Origin of the sequence: Streptomyces sp. NPDC006733, assembly GCF_040636125.1 — a bacterium.
Lineage (GTDB): Bacteria > Actinomycetota > Actinomycetes > Streptomycetales > Streptomycetaceae > Actinacidiphila.
Genome location: NZ_JBEYJD010000063.1, coordinates 14,039 through 34,627 on the forward strand (window position 1 = coordinate 14,039; position 20,589 = coordinate 34,627).

Here is a 20,589-nt window from a genome sequence, read left to right on the forward strand (position 1 = left end):
CCCGTCAGGAGACGGCGGAGCTCCGCCGCTCCAACAGCACCACGTCGCGTCAGCGGCCGTGGTGGCGGCCGAGACGCTCTCGGGTGCCGACGACGCGGAAGCCGGCCCTGGCGTGCAGGGCCAGGCCGGCGGTGTTCTCCGCGAAGACACCGGACTGCACGGTCCCGGTCCCGGCGGCATCGCTGGAGGCCAGCAGCGCCCGCAGCAGGACCAGGTCCTCGACGACCCGGCCCCCCCACCGACGCCAAGGCCGCCGCCGGCTGCGCCTGCGGCACCTGACACCCGTGGGGCGCGGGCGCGTGCACCGCGGGCCACCCAGCCGTCGCCGACGGCTCACCGCACACCTGCCGCGCGGTGAGCACCGGGAGCAGGCCCGTGAGGTCCGGTGGGCCTCAAGGGACTGGCCCACGACGGCAGTCAGGACCGCCGGGCACCAGACCGCACCCCGGGTGGGGGCGGTGCCGACGAACGAGCGCCGGCCGATCGCCCCCGGCGCGGCGGGGAAGCGGGGGACGCTCCCTTCCGGCCGGCACGTTGCGCAGGACGATCTACGGGTAGCGTCGGGAGTATGGACATTCGTATCACCGTTGAGCGCGCTCAACGCCTCAAGCAGCTGCACGCCGACAACCGGCCGCTCGTGCTGCCGACCGTCTGGGATGTGTGGTCCGCGCGGACCGCCGCCGATGCCGGATTCCCTGCGCTGACCATCGGCAGTCATCCGCTCGCCGACTCCCGCGGAGCCGCCGACCACGAAGGCCAGACCTTCGAAGAGGTCCTCGCCGCCGTCCGGCCGATCATCGCGGCGGTCGACGTCCCGGTGTCGGTGGACCTGGAGGCCGGGTACGGGCAGGAGCCCGCAGACCTCGTCGCCGGACTCATCGAGGTCGGCGGTGCCGGTCTGAACCTCGAGGACACCGTCCACTCGGACGGCGGACGCGTGCGCACCACGCAAGAGCACGCGAGCTACATCGCGGGTGTGCGCGCGGCGGCCGACGCCGCCGGGGTTCCGCTGTGGGTCAACGGGCGCACGGACCTGTTCCTGCACGCCACGGACGCCGCCGACGTCCTCAAGGAAGCGATCGAGCGCCTGCAGGCCCTGGAGCAGGCCGGCGCCGACAGCGTCTACCCGGTCGGCATTCAGGACAACGACGAGCTGCTCACGGCGGTGATCGGCGCCGTCGCCGTGCCTGTCAACTCCACCGCCCACCCCGTCAAGCACGACCTGGAGCGCTTTCGCCGCCTCGGCGTCGGCCGGATCACCTACGGCCCGCTGCTGCAGTTCGCGCTGACGGACGCCATGAAGGACATGATCGCGCCCTGGGCCCCCTGACGAGCGGAGCGAACGGACGGCGGACGCCCTTCCCCAAGGGCGCCCGCCGTTCCCATGACGCCGCCCGGGTGCCTTCCTCGGTGCCCGCGGACCGACCTGGGCGGGGGAGCACGGTGCAGGTCGGGGGTGCGGTCCACGGTGGTGCGCGATGGGGGCGTGGTTGTGCGGGGAGGGCCGGTCGTCACCGATGCGGCACGCCCTGCCTGACGCAACCGCCGTAGCAACCCTGGACGCAGCCGGAGGTCTTCCTTGGCGCCCGCGGAGAGACGACGCGCAGACGGCACCGTCCCCTGCCTGTGTTGACGACCGATACGGATCTGCCTGGGTTGCCGCTCGTCCCCCAGCACCTGCAGTGATTGCGCGGACGTCAGCGGCGGCCAGGGCATTGAGCCGGTCCCGTTCGGCGCGCAGCCAACGGCGCTGGCGCCGCAGGGCTTTCAACTCGTCCACCTGCGCGGCCAGGATGTGGCCGATGTCCGGAGGTCTCCGGCCCAGCGCCGCAACCACGAGGATCTTCTGCGGTCGCAGCAGTTGGCGCTCCCCGTAGGAGCGGTCGCCGTGGGTGTCGATCCAGGCCGGCGGCAGCGGGCCGATCAGTGAGCCAAGATGCTCGCTGGCGCAGGAGAGCGAAGCCGGCCGGGCCGCCGTGGCTGAACCGCCGCTGCGGTCCGCCGGTGTACAGAAGGTCCGAAAATGCTGTTGAAGGCTCCCTTGGGAGCGCCGGATAATGTCTCCCGCCGTCCGCCACGCGAGCGGTCGGTCGCGAGTGGCCTCGGATCAGCCCGCGGCACCGTACGAGCCCGGGAGCCGTGGGGCCAGTGGTGTTGCGTATCCATTTCACCGCGGACGATCTCGCCCGCACCCGGGTGGCCGCCACGATCGGCGCGGCCGTGGAGACGTACTACAGCCTGGAGCTGCTGGGCCGGCGCGGCCTGGCGGTTCCGTTCTGGCACTGGCGTGCGCAGATCGCCGACCGATTGCCGCAGGAGGCCAAGCCGCTGACCGTCCTGATGCCGGACCGCGGCCCGGGGATCGATCTGCTGGCCCTCGCCGGGGACTCGCCCGACATCGACGAGGCCGTCGACTCCCTGCTGCGGGTTCCGCGCGCCCGCGTCCGCCGGGAGTTCGAGGCGGTCGGCTTCAACGCCGCCGGCTCCTCCTGGGCGCGAACCCTGGTCGAGGGAGACGGCGAAGCGCGCGGGCAGCTGGCGGCCGCCCTCGCGTCCAGCCACCGTGCAACCGTCAGGCCGTACTGGCAGGCGGCCCGGTCGCGCCTCGACGCGGTCCGCGCGCGGTACGCCCGTGCTTTCCTGGAGGGCGGCGTCGAGGAGCTGCTCGCCTCGCTGTGCCCGACGCTGGTGCGGTGGTGCCCGCCGGTGCTGGAGGTGCGCCATCCCCGCCCGGTCGAGGTCCATCTGGGGGGACGGGGGCTGGTCCTTGCGCCGACGATCTTCTCCTGGCGCGAACTCAGCCTGCTCCACGACCCGCACGACGAGCAGTCGGTGCCGCGGTTGACCGTCCCGGCGGTGACCGACCTGGCCGACGCCTGCGCCCTGTGGCAGGGCGACAACGGCGCCGGCGCCGACGAGGCGCTCGGCGTCCTGCTCGGCCGCACCCGCGCGGCCGCGCTGCAACTCCTCATGGACGCCTGCGGGACCACCGCGCTCGCCGGCCGCCTCGGCGTCACCCCCGCGGCGGCCAGCCAGCACACCAAGGCCCTGCGTGATGCGGGCCTGATCACGACCAGCCGTTCGGGCTCGTCCGTGCTGCACGTGACCACCGCCCTGGGACGTGAGCTGCTCGGCGCGATGCGCGACGGCGCACCGGACGGCGGCTCTCTTTGAGCGGTGGCCCAAGCCCCTGACCGCAGCACGGCGACCACCCGCAGGTCCTGGACAACCTGTCCGCCCACAAAGGCACCGACATCCGCCGCTGGGCTACAAAGCACAAGGTCGAGCTGTGCTTCACCCCTACCTAGGCCTCTTGGGCCAACCCCATCGAGGCCCACTTCGGACCGCTGAGGCAGTTCACCATCGCCAACTCCAACCACCCCAACCACCCCGTGCAGACACGAGCCCTGCACGCCTGTCTGCGCCGGCGCAACGCCAACGCCCGCCACCGCGACGTCCTGGCCGCCGAACGCCAGGAACGCGCCCGCATCCGAAGGGAGAAGAGCATCCGTGGGGACGGACGCCCCTTCAACACCGCAGCCTGACCAGTCGCGAACTTACACAGCCGCAGCGCATCATCGGTCCGCTCGTGGCCAAGCGCGGACGACCGAAGCGTTGTGAAGATGATCTCGGGTGGGCAGACCCGGAGCCCCGAACAGGGCCGGATCAGGGGAAGGACGGCGCCAGAGGAGAATGACTCAGGAGGCGGACGGCTCGATCTCCCCCGCGAAGACGATGACCTGGTCGATGAGGCTCCGCCGCAGATGGACGACGTCCGTTCCCGCCAGGCGGGGGCCTCCATCCGGCGTCGTGAAGACCCACTGGTACCGGGCCCACTCGTCCGGCATGTCCACCGCCGAACAGCGCACCATCGTGCCGGTCCCCGCGGGATGGCGCCGGATGTCCAGCACGAACCGCTCGACCGCCTCGATCCCCTCACAGCGGCCCAACGGTCCCCAGAAGACCACGTCCGAGGTCAGGGCCTGGGAGAGCAGCGCAGTCACACAGCTGTCGTCCGAGGCGTTGAACGCGGAGATGAACGTGTCGATCGCGGACTGCGCGGTTTCTTCCTGCATGCACCAGTAATACCAGTCGCCTCGCGGACCGCGCTCGTCCCGTGAGCCGTATCCCGACCACGGTGAACTATCCCGGTCGCAGCTCTAGTGAAAGGGACGGCTGATGGCGGCGATGACCGCGGGGGCCGCGGTGCGGCAGTAGCCCTCCTGCCCGGCAGGCACCTCCGGGGGCTACATGTACTTCGTGCGGGTGACCGTCTGCCGTGACAAGACATTCGACAACTGCACTACCTCCCGCCCTTCCTGCAATCCCTACGCCGCCTGACGCGAGCGCGAGAGGCCTCGCTGACGGGGACGGGCCCGCCCGTCCCCGTCAGCGTCGTCAGGTGTCCTCCCGCAGGGGGAGGTCGTGCGCTCGCTCGGTCCGGGCCTCGAGGGCGTGCAGGACGGCCACCATGTCCTCCCGTCCGTGTCCCCGGGCCACGGTCTCGCTGAACAGGAGGTGGCAGGTGTCGAGGAGGGGGGACGCCATTCCGGCCTTTCGGGCTGCCTCCGCGATCAGCCGGTTGTTCTCCAGGACATCGGTGGCCGCCGCTTGGACGGTGAAATCGCGGTCCAGGAGCTTGGCCGCCTTGCCGCGCGAGACGGCACTGGCCATCGGCCCGGCGTCCAGTGCCGCCAGGAGTCGGCCCCGGTCGACGCGGTGCTGGTCGGCAAAGTGGAACGCCTCGGTCAGGCCGGTGACCAGCGTGATCAGAAACAGGTTCACCGACAGCTTCATGAGCAGGGCGTCCGGGACCTGACCGCAGTCCACCATCTCGCGGCACAGCGGAGCGAGCAGGGGACGTACGGTCGCGACGGTGGGCTCGTCGCCCGCGAGCATCAGCACCAGGTCCCCGTCCTGGGCGGGGACGCGCGATCCGGAGACCGGGGCCTCGACATACCGCCCGCCCGCGGCGCGCACGGCGCTCTGCAGGCCGGCGGAGTAGTCCGGGGAGGTCGTGCCCATATGGACGATGGTGTGCCCGTCGACGTGCGCGGTGAAGGCCGGAGTGCCCCGTCCCAGAACCGCGTCGACGGCCAACGCGTCGCCCAGCATGAGGATCACGGTGTCGGCGCGGGCGAAGACCTCGGCGGCACTCGCCGCGACCTTTGCGCCGGCGGCTCTGAGGGGTTCGCACCGGGCCGGGGTGCGGTTCCAGACGATCAGGGGCGTTCCGGCCCGGGCGAGGTTGAGAGCCATGGGCTGCCCCATGGTTCCCAGGCCGATGAAACCCGCGTACGCCACGCTCACCTGCTGTTCCTGTCGGGCGCGAGCCGAGGTCCGGCCGGCGCCACCTCCGGCTATGACAGTCGTCATAGTAGAGGAAGTATGACGCCGGTCATAGGGTTGCCTCGGAAGTGGCGCCGAGCGGGACGAGGAACGAGATGGCGGGCGAGGGCACGTCCCGGCGCGGGCCGCGCGAGCGCATGGTCTTCAGCGCCGCCCAGCTCATGCGGCGCGGCGGGGTGGGGGCGGCGGGGATGCGTGAGGTGGCGGCCAACGCGCAGGCCCCGCGCGGCTCCCTCCAGTACTACTTCCCCGGCGGCAAGGAGCAGTTGGTCAACGAGGCCGTCACCTGGGGCGGCCGGTACGCGGGCAACCGGGTCGGCCGCTTCCTTGCCGCGTTGCCCGAGCCGACCCCCAGCGGCCTGTTCGCCGAGATGGTGCGGCAGTGGACGGACGAGTACCAGCGCGACGGTTTCGCCGGGGGCTGCCCGGTGGCCGCGGCGACGGTGGACTGCGCGGAGAGCGTCGCATCCACCCGGAAAGCGGCGTCCGGCGCCTTCGCCACCTGGACGGAGTCGGTCGCCGCGGCCCTGACGGAGATGGGGGTCGCCCCGGGCCGGGCCGAGGCCTTGGCAACGCTGATGATCAGCGCGCTGGAGGGCGCGATCCTCCTCGCCCGGGCCGAACAGGACACACGGGCCCTGGCTACGGTCGTGCGCGAGCTCGGGCCCCTCCTCGACGCCGCGGTGATGAACACCGGGTGAGCCCGTGCGGGCATCTCCCGCCAGGCCGGTGAGTACGGACCGGCCCGAAATACCCGAGGCCCACCGGCTCAGGCCGGTGGGCCCGCGCCGGCCGCGGTGTCGTGGCCGGTCCACGCATGGAGCTTGTCCGGGTTCACCACCAGCCACAACTGGGTGATCAGGCCGTCGTGCACCTCCAGGGCGAGGACGGCGATGGTGGTGCCCCCGATGCGCACGGCCGCGCCGGGCGTACCGTTCACCTCGTCCTCGACGAACTCCATCTCGGGTTCCTTGCGCATGAGACCGAGGAACAGACGGGCCACCTTGTCCCGGCCGACCACCGGGCGCAGCGCCGCCCGGACCTTGCCGCCGCCGTCACTGTGCGACTCGACATCGGGATCGAGCAGCGTCACGAGCGCGTCGAGGTCGCCGGTCTCGCACGCCTGACGGAAGGCGGACAGGAGCCGGCGGTGTTCCTGCACGGTGCTGTTGCCGGGCTGCCGGTCAGCCAGGCGCCGCCGGGCGGACGAGGCGAGCTGGCGGCAGGCCGCGGGCGTGCGGCCCACCGTCTCGGCGATCTCGGTGAACGGCAGGCCGAACACGTCGTGGAGGACGAAGGCCACGCGTTCCGCGGGTGTGATGGACTCCAGCACCACCAGCATCCCCATACTCACCGACTCGTCCAGGGTGATCCGGTCCGCCGGATCGTCCGCACCCGCCCCGCCGGCGCTGGTCCATCGGGCGCCGTGCCGAACGGGTTCGGGCAGCCACTCCCCGATGTAGCGCTCACGGCGGACCCGCGCCGAGGCGAGCTGGTCGAGGCAGATGCGGGAGGCGACCCGGGTCATCCAGGCCAGTGGTACCTCGATCGCCCGCTGGCCCTCTTCCGGCAGGGCGTACCAGCGGGCGTACGTCTCCTGGACGACATCCTCGGCGTCCTGCACCGAACCGAGCATCCGGTATCCGACGTTGAGCAGCCGGCGCCGCTCGGCGATGAGGTCACCGAAAGTGGGGTCCTGGGCGGGACCGGGTGGGGTGGTCACGGCGGTGTCATCCCTCCTGGGTGCCGTACTGGGCGAGCCATGCGTCGAAGGTCTGGGTGCCGCGGGGCCCCGGACCGTCCGGCAGCTGCCCGTCCCCGGTCATCGCCGCGCCGGTGGCACCGGGCATCGTCACGGGCACCAGCAGACGGCGCTGCTGCCGGGCGCGCAGCAGCCGGCGCACCATGTCGACGAGTTGCTCGACGCGCGGCCCGGCGAGATCGGGAGCCATGCCCTGCGGCGGGTCCAGGGTGAGGTGCACGAGGTACTGGGCCACTTCGCGGGCCGCGATCGGCTGGGTCCGCATGCGGGGCACCACAGCGAGCGGTTTCGGGACGCGATCGAGCACCTGCTCGGCGAACTCGTGGAACTGCGTGGCGCGCAGCACCGTCCAGGGTGCCGGCCCCTTCATCACCACGTCCTCCTGGTGGAGCTTGCCCTGGTAGTAGCCCAGGCCGACCCGGTCGATGCCGACGATCGACAACACCACGTGGTGGCGGACCCCGGCCCGCGCCCCCGCGTCCCGCAGGTGGGTCCCGGTGGCGTCGAAGAACGCGACGGCCTTCTTGGCGTTTGTCGTCGTCACGTTGCTCACGTCGATGATGGCCGCGACGCCGTCCATCGCGGCGTCGAGCGACGGGCCGCCCGCGACGAGGTCCACTCCTCGAGAGCGGGCCAGCACCACGGGTTCCTGACCCGCCGCGACCAGCTCCTCGACCACATAGCGGCCGACCAGGCCGGTTCCGCCGGCCACGGCCACCCGCATGCCCGTCTCCCGCCGCGTACTGCCAGTCGCGCTCACGCTGTCCTCCTTCATCGCGCCCCACCTCGCCGGCCGGGGAGGATCGGTACCAGCAACAGGGCCGCCAGCAGCACCAGCGCGGCCAGGAAGACAACGTTGAGCACCTGGTCGCGCGTGCCGTACATGCCGAGATGCTGTACGTGGTAGCTGAAGTGCAGCACATTGAACACCAGCCATGCCGCACCCGCCGTCTGTACCAGGCGGTTGTTCCGCGCCTGGCCCAGTGCGATGAGCGTCAACACCGACAGCGCCAGGAACATGGCGCCGGCGTCCTTGGCGAGGTGTTCGTTGTACGGCCCCAGCTGCGGCAGCCAGCTCAGTCCGAAGCCGGGAAAACGCGTGTACCACCCCTTCGGGGAGAAGTAGGCCCAGCTGCCTGTGTACAGGCCCACCAGGGCCAGCAGGCCGAGGTCGACGTACCGAAATTTCAGGTTCATACCTCTATGACGCCGCAGCCCCCGCCGATGTGAGGTGGGCTCCCGGACCGCAGGGAAAGCACGGACGCCGCCTCCAGGAGTCGCTCACCTTCCTGGCCGGCGCCGCCTGTCGCCCGGGGGCGTGCTGGGGAAGAACACCCCGGCCCGTCGGGAACGGTCACGCATCGCCGGTGGGCCGGATCCGGTGGAGGGCGCCCTGTGCCGTGAGGTCGGCCGGCGTCCGGTATCCGTCGACGGCCATGATGAGGTCGGCCTCGGCAAGCAGCGAACGCAGCACATGGACGATACCGTCCTCGCCGCCGAGAGCGAGGCCGTAGGCGTACGGGCGGCCGACGCCGACCGCGGTGGCGCCGAGGGCCAGGGCCTTGACGACGTCGGCGCCGCTGCGGACGCCGGAGTCGAAGAGCACCGGGAGGCCGTCGGCGGCCTCGACCACGCCCGGCAGCGCGTCCAGTGCGGGCAGCCCGCCGTTGGCCTGGCGGCCGCCGTGGTTCGAGCAGTAGATGCCGTCGACGCCCCCGTCCCGGGCACGGCGGACGTCCTCCGGGTGGCACAGCCCCTTGAGGATCAGCGGAAGATCGGTGAGCGAGCGCAGCCAGGCAAGGTCGTCCCAGGTGAGCGGGTTGCCGAAGACGCTCACCCACTCCATGACCGTGGCGCGCACGTCCTCCTCGGGGGCTTTGGCCAGGCGGGCCCGGAACACCGGATCGGAGGTGTAGTTGGCCAAGGCGTGGCCGCGGAGCTGGGGGAAGTTGCTCGCGGCCAGGTCACGGGGACGCCAGCCCGTGATCCAGGTGTCCAGGGTGACCACGATGCCCCGGAACCCGGCCGCCTCCGCGCGGTGGACCAGGCTCTGTGCGAGGTCGCGGTCGGTGGGGGTGTAGAGCTGGAAGAAGCCGGGGGTGTCACCGAACTCGGCGGCGACCTGTTCCAACGGGTCGACGGTCAGGGTCGAGGCGATCATCGGCACCCCGGTCCTGGCCGCGGCCCGGGCGGTGGCGAGATCGCCGTGCCCGTCCTGGGCGCACAGCCCGATCACCCCGACCGGTGCCATGAACAGCGGGGAGGGCAGCGTGAGGCCGAACAGGTCCACGGACAGGTCGCGTTGTGCGGCGCCGACCATCATCCGCGGCACCAGTCCCCACTGCTGGAAGGCCGTGACATTCGCCCGCTGGGTGTGCTCGTCGCCCGCACCGCCGGCCACGTACGACCACACCGACGGCGGAAGCGCGGACCGTGCCTTCGCCTCCAGCCCCGCGAAATCCATCGGCAGCGTCGGCATGACACCGGAGAGGCCGCCAAGGTAGATCTCGTACTGGTAGTCACCGAACTGCTGGGGCATGTCAGTCGCCGTCCTCGCTCGTTCCCGGGGCTCGAGCCGTCGCGACCCACGGGTGTTCGCGTCGGCGGCCTGGCCCTGCAGAGTACGCAGCGAACGGGCTGTGACTCCAGATGGCGCACCTGGCCGCCGATGCGACGACGATGACGCCGGCGATCGGGAAGCGCCGGCCGAGGCGGGAGCCCCCGCGCTGGCGCCAGGCGCGATAGGGGAACAGCCGATGCGTTCGCGCACTGGTGGGTCAGCGAATGTGCTCGGCTGCAGCGGTGATGAAGGCCTCCAGGGCGTTGTGCAGGTCGTCTTCGCGCGCGGCAAGTTCCGTTCTCGACGCGGCCCTGCGGATCGGCTCGATCGCATCCGACGCGGAGCAAGTATGTCCGGCGTGCGCCGAGTGGGCGAGCGCTTGGTGGCGCTCGAAACGGACACACCCTGACCGCTGCTCAGCGAGGTTGCCTTCTTCGCCCGATGAGGTAGGCGCGACGCCGAACAGGCACCCCGTCCCCGTCCGAGGCCGATGCCCAGTCTCGGTGGCCGGGAGGCCGCCCGCGGGTCCCCGTCAGGGCTTCGCTTCATCTGGCCTCACAACGTTGTCTATTCCACGAGACGAGATGGGGTCGCGGCGTGCCCGACGCTCTCGACGTAGTCGTGGCGTCGCGGGGCAGTTGCCGCCTTGCTGTGGGGGCCGATGCCTTCGAACCTGGCGGGGGTTCCCTCCGGGGAGAACGGGTGGCGGAAGGTGAAGGCGTGCGGCGCCGAGCCGTGGTCGTGGAGGTGTTCCAGCTTGGAAACCCCGCTCTGCCAGGTGGGGATCGCGCCGTCGGAGACCCACCAGAACACGTAGCCGGGATGTCCTGTCTTCTCGAACCAGTCGTAGCGCCTGTTCAGCGCTTGCCGGTGCAGACCGGTGTAGACGGCGTCGAAGGCGGAGCGCAGGTCGGTCCAGAGGGAGAGAGTCGCGGCCAGGGCGGTGGTTTCCGCGGTACGACCCTTCCCATACCAGGTCGGTACCGCGAACTCTCCCCATGCACCCCAGTCCGCGTCGAAGTGCGTGCCCCGGGCGCCGTCCGCCGCGGCAGCGTGAGCGAGGTGCCCAGGGTGCTGGCCGATGTACCGGTAGATCGGCTCACCGCTGTCCTGGAATTCGCGCGTGAGGGGTGTGGGATCGGCGAGAGGTGACTTCAGGATGCCGAAGGTGTACAGCGCAAGATGGGGCATGCGTCTCTCCCTGGGGGTGCCGGGTGTGCACCCGGTTCGGTTCGCGCCGGGTGCAGCGCTCGGCGGCCGCGGCGCGACACAGCCGACGGTGGTGGGCTACGGGAGCGGCTACCCGGGGCTGGACGACGGGGACGCCTACCCGGTGGCGGCCGCCGACATCGTGCCCCGACCTGCTCACCTCACCGCCGGCACGGGCGGCCCGGCAGTCGCGAAGGCGCTGGACGACACCAACGCCTCGACAAGGGCTTCGTGCTGTTGTGTTCGTGCGGGCGGCATTCGTAGTTCCCTCCAGCGGGACGCTCCTGTTGCGTGATGTCGGGCGGTAGGGCCGGGGGAGATCTCCTCGAGCACGGCCGGTCTCCCGGGCACCCGGTGGTCCGTCGCGGGCGCACGCTACCTGTCTGATCGGACGCGTGAGGGGTGGTCGGCAGGGTGGGGGCGGTGGACGGCGCCGTGCTTGCTGAATCTCACCGCAGGCCGTGCTCGGGCGGCACGGCAGGGGGAAGAGGCAGGTGTCAGTCGTCGAGCATGAAGCCTCCTCCGGCGTGCTAGCCCTCAACGATGCTCCGATCGCCCATGGCACGACAACAGCGCCCTTTTGGACAGCTCGCGCAACGGCCGAAAGGGTGAGGTCGAACAGTTGTTGGCGCTCGGCACGTTCGTCCGGCCGCTATCGCGAGCGGGGGTGCACACTGCCGGTGCGTGCCATCCGGCGATGTCGCCGTGGAGGCTGCCAGGCGGAGTGGCGGTGGTCGATGGCGCGGGCCAGGCGACGTGGGGAATCGGTCGGACCCAGGCCCTGCGACACCCTTCGCGGAGAGCACGTGACGTCCGTCCGCCCTGCCCGCCCCCCGGACGCGCGCGGGCGGGCCCCTTCGAGGGCCCGCCCGCGGTGTTCGTCGGTGCGTTGGAAGGGGTCAGACGACGCTCTCGCCGTTGCTGTACGCCTTCATGTTGTAGGTCCCGAAGCCGTTCTGGACGGGGTCGCCGGCATTGTTGATGCAGTGCACGATGCCGCCGCCACCCGGGCCGTTGAGGCAGACGGTCATCAGGTCGGTGAAGATGACGCCGGGCGTGTCGGGAACCTCGTAGGCGCGGTCGGTGTAGATGTCCGCGTTGAGGTTGAAGAAGCAGTAGCTGCCCAGACCCCACGCATGGTGGTCTCTGACCCGGTCGGCGACCTTGTAGGCGGCGTAGCCCTTGGTGGAGCCGTGCACCCAGGCGCTCTGGGTGGGCACGTCGTACGGGTGCTCGTTCTGGAAGAAGTACGTGCGGCCGTGGTCGCCGTTCCACAGCACTTCGTACTTCTGGTAGTGCTCCACGAACAACCCGTACGTGGTGACATGGTCGCCGTTGACCAGCAAGCCGGTGTCGGCGGGGTTGACCGCCCAGCCGACGGTGCCGTCCAGGCCGTGGTCGGCGCGCCACAGCCACAGGTGGTCGCAGAAGACGTCGTTGCTGTCGATCTGCACGCTGACGCCGGCGCCGCCGGCGATGGCGCCGCCGATCCGGGCGAAGACGTCGAAGAGCGCGGTCGGATCCGCGTCGTGACGGCGCCGACTGCGCCCCGCGCCGACCCGCAGCAGTACCGGGGTGTGCGCCGAGGCTGCCTCGACGAGCACGCCGGCGACGGTGACGCCGCTGACGTCGGCGACCTCGATCAGCGTGTTGCCGTGGGTCGAGCGCAGCGTCGTGTAGCCCAGGCCCAGCACGACGGTGCCGGGGCGGGTGACCCGGATCGTCGAGGACAGGTTGTAGATGCCGGGGGTGAACAGCAGGTGCTGCCCGCGGGCCAGCGCGCGGTTGATGGCGGCGGCGGAGTCGCCGGGTTTGGCCACGAAGAAGCGGGACAGGGCGAGCGTGCGGCCCGCGGCCGGTCCGTTCGCCCAGGTGGTGCCGGTGGAGTTGCGGCGCAGCGCGGGCACGAAGACCTGGTAGGAGCCGTGCCGGTCCACGGTCAGGAACGGCTTCTCGCGGACGACCGGGGTGCGGTCGATGGTGGTGTGGGGCGGCGTCGGGAAGGACTGGGCGGGTGCGCCCTGCACGCCGACGAAGACCATGTTCCAGTTGGCGCCGGTCCAACTGCCGATGGTGGTGTTGCGGGTCAGCCACTGCTGCTGCGAGCCGGACTCGACATCGCCGTCCACCACGCTGTCGGCCAGATACCCACCACTGGACCACCGGTTGCCGGGCGGGCTCGGCCACAAGGTGGCGTTGCCCTTGATGTGGACCCTGCGCAGCGGGCACGCCTGGGCGACGGCCCAGCGGTTGAGGCCGTCCGGCGGCACGATGGTCAGGTTCTCCGCGGCGCGCCAGAAGTTCTGGGTGCCGTTGCCCTCGAACCACTGGGCGTCGACTGTGACATGACCGTTGATCACCACATCGCCGGGAGCGGCGCCGAGACCGAGGACGTGGGTGTAGAAGCCGACGTTGATGTCGACGTGGTAGGTGCCCGGCCGGAAGGCCAGGGCGAAGCGCTCGCTGCCGAACTGGTTGGACTCCTGGAGGGCGAACACGGCGTCGACCTTGGCCTGGATCGCGGCGTCGCCCATGGACGGGTCGAAGACCAGGACGTTCGGGCCGAGTCCTGCGGCGCCGTGGCCGTAATCGTTTACGGAGCCGTGCGACGGCGAGCTGGACGCGGACGACGACGCGAAGGCCGATCCGGCGGAGAGGCCGCCGGCCAGCGGCAGCGCAGCGGCGACGGCAGCGCCGCGCAGCACGGTACGGCGAGTGGGGATGACAGACACAGCTCTCCCTGGACGTGGTGGATGGGGCGGCCGCAGCTGGTCCCTCAGCCACGGGAGAGCGCTCTCAGGCTGGAGTGAATCATCGTGGGTATGCGGCGTCAATAGGCGGGCAGCGGCCTGTGGTCCGGGAGTTGGCGGTCGGTCCGCGACGGCCCTTCGGCACCCAGATCGGCCTTGCGAGCCGGAGCGGCGGTCGGACTGGGGGTCCGGCCGAGCGGCGGCTGCGGCGCGACGCGCCGCAGTGAAGCGCTTCGAATCAACCGTCCTGCCGTGTCGGGTCGAGGCCACTCCGACGGCGGCGATCCGTCCGGTCTCTGCCGCAGGCGCGGCTGCCGCGACTCGGAATGTGGCGCCGTAGGTCCTGTCAAAGGCCCGGGATACCTCCGTCTCCCTTGTTGGATCAGCAACGGATCGTTAGTCTCACCCAACGTCGAAGCGCTTCACCAACTGGGCGCCCTCCCGGGCCGCAGCGCAGAGGGAGGGGCATCAGGGGAGAGGCCCCAACCGCTCCATCCGGAAGAGCGCGTGGGCGGCCGACGCGTCCTGTACCCGTCCCGATCACGAACGACCCCAGCCGCCTCCCGAAGGGCCTACCGCGATGCCGACCGCCACACCGCCGCCCGCGCCCGCCGCCCCCGCCAATCCGGTCCTGCCGGGGTTCCATCCCGATCCCAGCGTCTGCCGGGTGGGCGACGACTACTACCTGGCCTGCTCCAGTTTCGAGTACTACCCGGGCGTCCCGCTCTTCCACAGCCGCGACCTGGTGCACTGGACGCAGATCGGCAACGCCCTGGACCGCCCCGAGCAACTGCGCCTTCCCCTGGACGCGCCTTCCTCGGGCGGTATCTACGCTCCCACCCTCCGCCACCACGACGGGCACTTCTGGCTGATCGTCACCAACGTCAGCGGGGACGGCAATCTGATCGTCACGGCCACCGACCCGGCCGGCCCCTGGTCGGCGCCGGTCCTCGCACCCGACGTCCCCGGCATCGACCCCGACCTGGCCTGGGACGAGGACGGGACCTGCTGGTGCACGGTCGCCGGCGTCTCCCAGCGCCGCCTGGACCCGGCCACCGGCCGAGCCCTCGGCCCGACCCGGCGCCTCTGGTCCGGCACACCCGGCGCCAAGGCCCCCGAAGCACCGCACCTCTACCGGATCGGCGCCTACTGGTACCTGCTCATCGCCGAGGGCGGCACCGAACGCGGCCACGGCGTCTCCATCGCCCGCGCCCGCACGCCCGAAGGACCGTTCGAGCCGTGCCCCGCCAACCCGATCCAGTCGCATCGCAGCACGGAGCACCCCATCCAGAACACCGGCCACGCCGACCTGGTGCAGGGCCCCGACGGCTCGTGGTGGATGCTGCTGCTCGGCGTCCGCCCGTCCGGCGGCAGCCCCGGCTGGCACGTGCTGGGCCGGGAGACCTTCCTCGCCCCGGTGACCTGGCAGGACGGCTGGCCGGTCGTCGGCGAGCTGTCCCTGACGTTGCCGGCACTGCCCTGGCCCCTGCAGCCCACGCCGGCCGTCCCGGCCCGCGACGACTTCGACGTGGACCACCTCGGCGAGCTGCGCCCGCACTGGATCTCCCTGCGGGACCGCTCACCGCAGCACTTCTCCGTCAAGGACCGGCCCGGCTGGCTCACGCTGCACGCCCGCGGCGCCGACCTGAGCGCCCCGGACGCGGTGTTCCTCGGGCGCCGCCAGACCGACGCGTCGTGCGCGATGCGCGCCCTGCTCGACCCGGCGGAGGGCCGTGGCGGCCTGGCCGTTCGCCTCGACGAGGAGCACCACTACGGGATCGAGGCCGACGCGGTGCAGGTGCGGGCCGTCGCCCGGATCGGCCCGCTGCGGACCGTCCTCGCCGCGCAGCCGCGGCCCCCGGGCCCCCTGGTGCTGCGCATCGAGATCGTCGCGACGCAGGTCGTGCGCGACGCCCGCACCGGCCCCGACACCGTCACCCTCGGTTTTGACCACCCCGCTGACGGTTTCGTCGCCCTGGCCGAACTCGACGGCCGCTATCTGTCCACCGAGGTCGCCGGCGGCTTCACCGGGCGGGTCCTCGGCGTGTACGCGGGGGAGGGCACCGTTCACGTCGACTGGTGCGAGTACCGGTCCGCGGACGGCTGATGCGGCGCCCGCGGACCGGTACTCGTGCCTGAGTGCACATCGGGATCGGGTCAGGGCCGACCGGGGCGCGCCCCGGCCGACCCACACAGCCCCGCAGGGGGCAGGCTCAGCGCGCCGCGGCGAGAGCGGTCACGTCGAGCTTGAACGGGGCGAAGCCGGCGTTGTTCTTGCAGCCGAGCTCCTCCCACGAGCTGACCTTGGTGTCCGGGTCGGTGCCGGTCAGGTGGTACTTGCAGGCCCCCTTGATGTACTGGCCCTTGACCCCGCCGGGGAAGTCGACCTCCTTGTTCCACAGGTACGGCGACTGGTAGTTGTTCAGGTGCGCGGTGGCGTTGACATCGATGCCGCCGGGCGCGTAGATCTCGTAGACCCAGCCGGTCTTCGCCGCTCCGTAGGTGGCGAATTTCTGGGCCACCCACTTTTCACAACTGGTGCTCAGGTGCGCGCTGTTCTGCCCTCCGCCCTTGACGATGTACTCGGCGAGCGGCGACAACTGGTCGCCGCGCGGCGTGAAGCCCGACGCGAAGATCGCCTCGACGGACTCCCGGGTGTCGCCGCGCCACAGGGTGTTGGTGTCGTTGCGCCACTGCCAGTGCTCGCCCGCCGCACCGGCCGCGACGTCCACGTCGATCCTGCGGTCGGTCGTCGTGCGGTACCAGTCCCAGGCGCGGTATTCCACGGTGGGTCCGCAGGGCCGCGTCAACTCGTCGTCGACCGCGACGGGGGCGGCGTTGGCCGGGGCGATGGTGGCGATCGAGAGAAGGGAGGCGGCGGCGAGGGCGCGAAGGGCTGCTTGCAACATGGCGAGGACCTATCAGCTGATCGATATGACGGCCTCAGATATAGGGGCCTGCGCCTTGCCCCCAGGGTCGCGCACGAACGCATCCACCCGTCTGGGCGGATCAGTCGTACTGGGTAAAGGTTTCGCCGACGGTTGGGCGCGCTCCGCCGACACCATCCCCCCGAGCCTCCTTGGCCCTGCCGGCCGTACACCCCGCGCTGCGGCGCCCTCCTCCTGGCGGGCCTCCTGACGCTGTTCGGGGGCAGCAGGACGGACCGCGCGCGCCGGGGCGGGTGCCGCCGCCCTGGACGGGGAGGGACGGGCCGACCGGGTCAGGTACGGGGCCGCAGCGGTTCTGTGGTGAGGTGGGACCTCCACAGGTGGACCTGCCGCAGGCACTGCGAGCATCCGAGACGGCGTCCTGGTCGTCATTGAGCACGGAGGAGTGGCTGTGAGCGCAGGGGAGCCGGACGGGGACGGCGGGCACGTCTCACGTCTTTCCGAGGGCAACAGCCTTCGAGGCCAGGCGATGACGCTGGCGGGAACGCTGCAGGCCGCGGAGGCCGCGGCGCCCGTGGAGTCGCTCGATGTGGTCGCGCGCATGCTCAAGGACCACCTCGGTGCCGCATCGGTGTCATTCCTGATCACGGACTTCACCGGCAGCTCCGTCGTGCGGCTGGGGGCAGCCGGCAGTGTGGAGACCGATGAGCCGGCCCAGCGCATCGCGTTGCAGGGCACCCTGTACGAGGACGTGATCCGCACCCAGCGGCCCGGCGTCAAGCAGGGGGCGGAGGGTTCGCTGGTGCGCGTGGTGGCCCCGGTGACCAATCGCGGGGACGCCATCGGGCTCCTGGAGCTGTTCCTGCCCGCGGCACCGAGCCCCCAGGTGATGCGGGAGATCGGCGAGACGGCGCACGCGCTGGCGTACATCGTCATCGCGAACCGGTCCTACACCGACGTGTACCAGTGGGGCCGCCGGACCACCCCGCTCAGCCTGGCCGCGGAGATCCAGCACCGGCTGCTGCCGGCGTCGCTGGCGTGTGAGGCGGCGCAGTTCGCGGTGGCCGGCGCGCTGGAGCCCGCGGACCTCGTCGGTGGTGACACCTTCGACTACGTGATCGACCGGGACACCGTCCAACTCTCCGTCACCGACGCCGTGGGGCACGATGTCCAGGCCGCGCTCATGGCGACCCTCCTGGTGGGCGCCCTGCGCCGGTCGCGGCGAGCGGGTGGCGACCTCGCGGACCAGGCCCGCCAGGCGGATGAGGCCATGCGCGAGCACGCCGGCCAGGGCTATGTCACCGGACAACTGCTGCGCATCAGCCTGATCGACGGCACGACGGAGTTCGTCAACGCCGGACACCCCTGGCCGCTGCGCCTGCGGGACGGGCGAGTGCAGGAGATCACCCCGAAGGTCGACATGCCGTTCGGTTTCCCGGTCGCGCACACCTACCGCGTCCAGTCCCTGGACCTGCGACCGGGGGACCGGCTGGTCATGCTGACCGACGGCATGCTGGAGCGCAACGCGGCCAGCCTGGATCTGCCGGACCTGATCGTGCGCACCCGGGAACTGCATCCCCGCGAGGCCGCCCGTGCCCTCATCGCCGCGATCGTCAGCGCCAATGACGGACACCTGCAGGACGATGCGACCGTCATGTGCCTGGACTGGCACGGCCTCGGCCACTCCGAGCGGGACGCGGCCACCGGCGCCGATCTCGCCGACGCCTCACAACCGTCACGGACGCCGCAGTCCGCTTCCGGCCGCTGACGGCTTTGGCGATGCCGGTGATGCGGGCAGTGCCGCCACGCGGTTGTGATGTCATGGACGGCGCCCGGCGGCGCAGGGGAGGCTCTGAGCAGATGTGCGAGCGTATCGGAGATGGCCGGTGGTGTCGGGGCTTGCGAAGGTTGAGGGGGTGCTCTGCCAGGTGGCAGCGCCGGTCGCGGAGCGCTGTGGTCATGCGGTAGGCGGGTGGTCCGGGAGTGGCGGGGCGTGCGGCGCCGGGGAAGCCGGAGGGTGCGGAGCCTGCTGATAGGGCACCGAGGACTGGGGCGGCTGGTAGTAGGGCGGTGGGGACTGCGGCGGCTGGTAGTACGCCGGTGGGGACTGGGGTTGCTGGTAGTACAGCGGTGGCGGGTAGTGCGGTGCGGGGTCGGGCTTGGACAACGCCAGGCGCAGCAGCGCCACGAGGGCTCCGGGGCCCAGGCCGACCGCGGTGAACAACGCCGGCGCCCATTCCGCGGGGACCGGGTAGTCGCCGTCGTCGGCCCAGGAGTTGGCGTGCTGCATGCCGTAGTTGATGGCCCAAACGATGGCGATGACCGTGACGATCATGATCAGAGCGGCCCATGTCCGGCGCGCAGCGGCGCTGCGCATCGGGATCAGGGCGGCGATGATCCAGATCAGTACGGGAATGGGGAGGATGGACAGGGCCATCGGTGCCTCCATCTCCTGAGGATCGGCGGGGCCTTCACGATCGCATGCTCGAACAAGCCTGTCAGTGGGGCCGGGGGCGGGTGGGTCGGCGCGCATCAGGGTGACGTGGCCGCCGGTTGCGGTAGCGGGGCCGGGTGGGGGGCGCGATCCTGGCCCCTTCCGGCGCCCGCCCGCCTCGCGGGCATCCGGGGGACGGCCCGCGTACCGGACCGCTCACCGGGTAGGCGGCACCCGGTGAAGACTTCCCCCACCACTCTCCCGCAACCGGACGCTCCAGCAGCGCTCAAGAAAGCCCTGACCACCCCGCTCCTGTACTTCTTCATCCTCGGCGACGTCCTCGGCGCGGGCGTGTACGTCCTGGTGGGCCAGGTCGCGGCCAAGTCGGGGGGTGCCGTCTGGGCCCCTATGCTCGCGGCGCTGTGCCTGGCCCTGCTGACCGCAGCCTCCTACGCCGAGCTGGTCACCAAGTACCCGCGCGCGGGCGGCGCGTCCCATTACACGACGCTGGCCTACGGGCCGTTCGCCGGTTTCTTTGCCGGTTTCTGCATGCTGGCCGCCGGCGTCGTCTCGGTCGCCGCCCTGGCCCGCGGCTTCGCGGGCGACTACCTCACCGAGTTCGTCTCGCTGCCCGTGGCGCTGGTGACGGTGGTCTTTCTGACCGCGCTGGCGCTGCTGAACGCGCGCGGCATCAGCGAGTCGACCCGGGCCAACGTCGTCGCCACCGTCATCGAGGTCGGCGGACTGCTGCTCGTGATCGGGCTCGGCGCGTGGATCGTGCTGCGGGGCGACGGCGACACGGGACGGCTGACGGATCTGGGCACCGCGAACGACGGCCCCCTGGCCGCCCTGCTGAGCGGCGCCGTGCTCGCCTACTACTCGTTCGTCGGCTTCGAGACGTCCGTCAACGTCGCCGAAGAGACCCGTGACCCCCGGCGCTCGTATCCGCGAGCCCTCTTCGGCGCCCTGGTCTCCGCAGGGGTGGTGTACGCGCTGGTGGGCGCTGCCGCCGCGGCGGCCGTGCCGACCGGGACGCTGGTCGAGTCCAGCGGACCGCTGCTGGAGGTCGTCCGCGCGGCCGGCGGGATCCCCACGCAACTCTTCAGCGCCATCGCTTTGGTCGCGGTCGCCAACGGCGCGCTGCTCACCGGCATCATGTCGTCCCGGCTGGCCTACGGCATGGCCCGGGACGGTCTCCTGCCGCGCTTCCTGACCAAGGTGCTACCCGGCCGGCGCACTCCCTGGGCCTCCATCGCCACGACCACCGGCCTGTCCCTGCTCCTCGCCGCGACCGGCGACGTGTCGACCCTCGCCTCCACCCTGGTCCTGCTCCTCCTCGTCGTCTTCTTCCTCGTCAACACCGCCCTGCTGGTGCTGCGCCGTGACGCGGTCCCCCAGGACCACTTCCGGGCGCCGACCGCTGTGCCGGTCCTGGGCGCCCTGTCCTGCGTCGTCCTCGCGACCCAGATCGACCGCGATGTGTGGCTGCGCGGGCTGCTCGTCCTGGCGGTCGGCGCGGCCCTGGGGGTGGTCGCCGCGGCCCGCTCCCGGCGCCACCGCCGGTGAACCGCTGCCGCGGCGGGCCGGACAACCCTGCGACAGTGCGCCGAAGCAGGACCTGATGCCCGACCCCGCGT

16 protein-coding genes and 2 pseudogenes are annotated in these 20,589 nt (G+C 71.5%); 7 read left to right on the forward strand and 11 right to left on the reverse strand.

Translation table 11 applies throughout. From position 1 onward, the window contains the following. Positions 1-49: 49 nt before the first annotated feature. Positions 50-208: pseudogene (locus ABZ721_RS36415) on the reverse strand (N-acetyltransferase); the annotation flags it as partial. A gap of 360 nt (positions 209-568) precedes the next feature. On the opposite strand from ABZ721_RS36415, the gene ABZ721_RS36420 reads away from it, so the two are divergent. The 3 genes and pseudogenes from ABZ721_RS36420 to ABZ721_RS36430 form a co-directional block, all read left to right on the forward strand. Next, entirely contained in the window at positions 569-1,330 is a 762-nt protein-coding gene (locus ABZ721_RS36420; RefSeq protein ID WP_358793086.1) for an isocitrate lyase/phosphoenolpyruvate mutase family protein, read from the forward strand. Between the two features lie 821 nt (positions 1,331-2,151). After that, on the forward strand, positions 2,152-3,174 hold the full coding sequence (locus ABZ721_RS36425) for a winged helix-turn-helix domain-containing protein (RefSeq protein WP_358793087.1): 1,023 nt from the start codon (positions 2,152-2,154) through the stop codon (positions 3,172-3,174). 44 nt (positions 3,175-3,218) lie between these two features. After that, positions 3,219-3,545, forward strand: a pseudogene (locus tag ABZ721_RS36430) (transposase); the annotation flags it as partial. 153 nt (positions 3,546-3,698) lie between these two features. Here ABZ721_RS36430 and ABZ721_RS36435 read toward each other — a convergent pair. Next, a complete protein-coding gene (locus ABZ721_RS36435; protein ID WP_358793088.1) occupies positions 3,699-4,076 on the reverse strand; it encodes a nuclear transport factor 2 family protein in 378 nt (125 codons plus the stop codon). Positions 4,077-4,398: 322 nt separating this feature from the next. After that, positions 4,399-5,376: an NAD(P)-dependent oxidoreductase gene (locus ABZ721_RS36440; protein WP_358793089.1), complete on the reverse strand. Its 978-nt coding sequence runs from the start codon at positions 5,374-5,376 to the stop codon at positions 4,399-4,401. 68 nt (positions 5,377-5,444) lie between these two features. Here ABZ721_RS36440 and ABZ721_RS36445 point away from each other — a divergent pair, with 68 nt between their 5' ends. Continuing rightward, positions 5,445-6,050 carry a TetR/AcrR family transcriptional regulator gene (locus tag ABZ721_RS36445; protein ID WP_358793090.1) on the forward strand — a complete coding sequence of 202 codons (606 nt, stop codon included), beginning with the start codon at positions 5,445-5,447 and terminating at the stop codon, positions 6,048-6,050. Positions 6,051-6,118: 68 nt separating this feature from the next. On the opposite strand, the gene sigJ is transcribed toward ABZ721_RS36445, so the two are convergent. The 6 genes from sigJ to ABZ721_RS36475 form a co-directional block, all read right to left on the reverse strand. After that, positions 6,119-7,072, reverse strand: a complete 954-nt coding sequence (gene sigJ, locus ABZ721_RS36450) for an RNA polymerase sigma factor SigJ (RefSeq protein ID WP_358793091.1) — start codon at positions 7,070-7,072, stop codon at positions 6,119-6,121. A 7-nt stretch (positions 7,073-7,079) separates the two neighbouring features. Further along, entirely contained in the window at positions 7,080-7,871 is a 792-nt protein-coding gene (locus ABZ721_RS36455; RefSeq protein WP_358793092.1) for an NAD(P)H-binding protein, read from the reverse strand. Positions 7,872-7,882: 11 nt separating this feature from the next. Beyond that, the gene (locus ABZ721_RS36460) at positions 7,883-8,308 is read right to left on the reverse strand and encodes a hypothetical protein (RefSeq protein ID WP_358793093.1); all 426 of its coding nucleotides are present in this window, start codon (positions 8,306-8,308) and stop codon (positions 7,883-7,885) included. A 157-nt stretch (positions 8,309-8,465) separates the two neighbouring features. Next, positions 8,466-9,650, reverse strand: coding sequence for an alpha-hydroxy-acid oxidizing protein (locus ABZ721_RS36465; protein WP_358793094.1), 1,185 nt, complete (start codon positions 9,648-9,650; stop codon positions 8,466-8,468). Between the two features lie 588 nt (positions 9,651-10,238). Then, the gene (locus tag ABZ721_RS36470) at positions 10,239-10,862 is read right to left on the reverse strand and encodes a DUF3291 domain-containing protein (protein WP_358793095.1); all 624 of its coding nucleotides are present in this window, start codon (positions 10,860-10,862) and stop codon (positions 10,239-10,241) included. Positions 10,863-11,779: 917 nt separating this feature from the next. Further along, a complete protein-coding gene (locus ABZ721_RS36475; protein WP_358793096.1) occupies positions 11,780-13,612 on the reverse strand; it encodes an adenylyl cyclase in 1,833 nt (610 codons plus the stop codon). Between the two features lie 598 nt (positions 13,613-14,210). Here ABZ721_RS36475 and ABZ721_RS36480 point away from each other — a divergent pair. Next, positions 14,211-15,737, forward strand: a complete 1,527-nt coding sequence (locus ABZ721_RS36480) for a glycoside hydrolase family 43 protein (RefSeq protein ID WP_358793097.1) — start codon at positions 14,211-14,213, stop codon at positions 15,735-15,737. 106 nt (positions 15,738-15,843) lie between these two features. Here the strand turns inward: ABZ721_RS36480 and ABZ721_RS36485 are convergent, their stop codons facing one another. Further along, positions 15,844-16,539, reverse strand: coding sequence for a hypothetical protein (locus ABZ721_RS36485; RefSeq protein WP_358793098.1), 696 nt, complete (start codon positions 16,537-16,539; stop codon positions 15,844-15,846). A 508-nt stretch (positions 16,540-17,047) separates the two neighbouring features. On the opposite strand from ABZ721_RS36485, the gene ABZ721_RS36490 reads away from it, so the two are divergent. Continuing rightward, positions 17,048-18,286, forward strand: coding sequence for a PP2C family protein-serine/threonine phosphatase (locus ABZ721_RS36490; protein ID WP_358793105.1), 1,239 nt, complete (start codon positions 17,048-17,050; stop codon positions 18,284-18,286). A gap of 189 nt (positions 18,287-18,475) precedes the next feature. On the opposite strand, the gene ABZ721_RS36495 is transcribed toward ABZ721_RS36490, so the two are convergent. Then, the gene (locus ABZ721_RS36495; protein ID WP_358793099.1) at positions 18,476-18,955 is read right to left on the reverse strand and encodes a hypothetical protein; all 480 of its coding nucleotides are present in this window, start codon (positions 18,953-18,955) and stop codon (positions 18,476-18,478) included. Positions 18,956-19,189: 234 nt separating this feature from the next. Here ABZ721_RS36495 and ABZ721_RS36500 point away from each other — a divergent pair, with 234 nt between their 5' ends. After that, entirely contained in the window at positions 19,190-20,518 is a 1,329-nt protein-coding gene (locus ABZ721_RS36500) for an APC family permease (protein ID WP_358793100.1), read from the forward strand. Positions 20,519-20,589: the final 71 nt, after the last annotated feature.

Bases quoted from the DNA above. Each gene is read 5' to 3' on its own strand.
- ABZ721_RS36495 (WP_358793099.1), bottom strand. From the start codon at position 18,955: ATGGCCCTGTCCATCCTCCCCATTCCCGTACTGATCTGGATCATCGCC.
- ABZ721_RS36470 (WP_358793095.1), bottom strand. From the start codon at position 10,862: ATGCCCCATCTTGCGCTGTACACCTTCGGCATCCTGAAGTCACCTCTC.
- ABZ721_RS36480 (WP_358793097.1), top strand. From the start codon at position 14,211: ATGCCGACCGCCACACCGCCGCCCGCGCCCGCCGCCCCCGCCAATCCG.
- ABZ721_RS36445 (WP_358793090.1), top strand. From the start codon at position 5,445: ATGGCGGGCGAGGGCACGTCCCGGCGCGGGCCGCGCGAGCGCATGGTC.
- ABZ721_RS36485 (WP_358793098.1), bottom strand. From the start codon at position 16,539: ATGTTGCAAGCAGCCCTTCGCGCCCTCGCCGCCGCCTCCCTTCTCTCG.
- ABZ721_RS36440 (WP_358793089.1), bottom strand. From the start codon at position 5,376: ATGACGACTGTCATAGCCGGAGGTGGCGCCGGCCGGACCTCGGCTCGC.
- ABZ721_RS36420 (WP_358793086.1), top strand. From the start codon at position 569: ATGGACATTCGTATCACCGTTGAGCGCGCTCAACGCCTCAAGCAGCTG.
- ABZ721_RS36435 (WP_358793088.1), bottom strand. From the start codon at position 4,076: ATGCAGGAAGAAACCGCGCAGTCCGCGATCGACACGTTCATCTCCGCG.
- ABZ721_RS36490 (WP_358793105.1), top strand. From the start codon at position 17,048: ATGACGCTGGCGGGAACGCTGCAGGCCGCGGAGGCCGCGGCGCCCGTG.
- ABZ721_RS36460 (WP_358793093.1), bottom strand. From the start codon at position 8,308: ATGAACCTGAAATTTCGGTACGTCGACCTCGGCCTGCTGGCCCTGGTG.
- ABZ721_RS36465 (WP_358793094.1), bottom strand. From the start codon at position 9,650: ATGCCCCAGCAGTTCGGTGACTACCAGTACGAGATCTACCTTGGCGGC.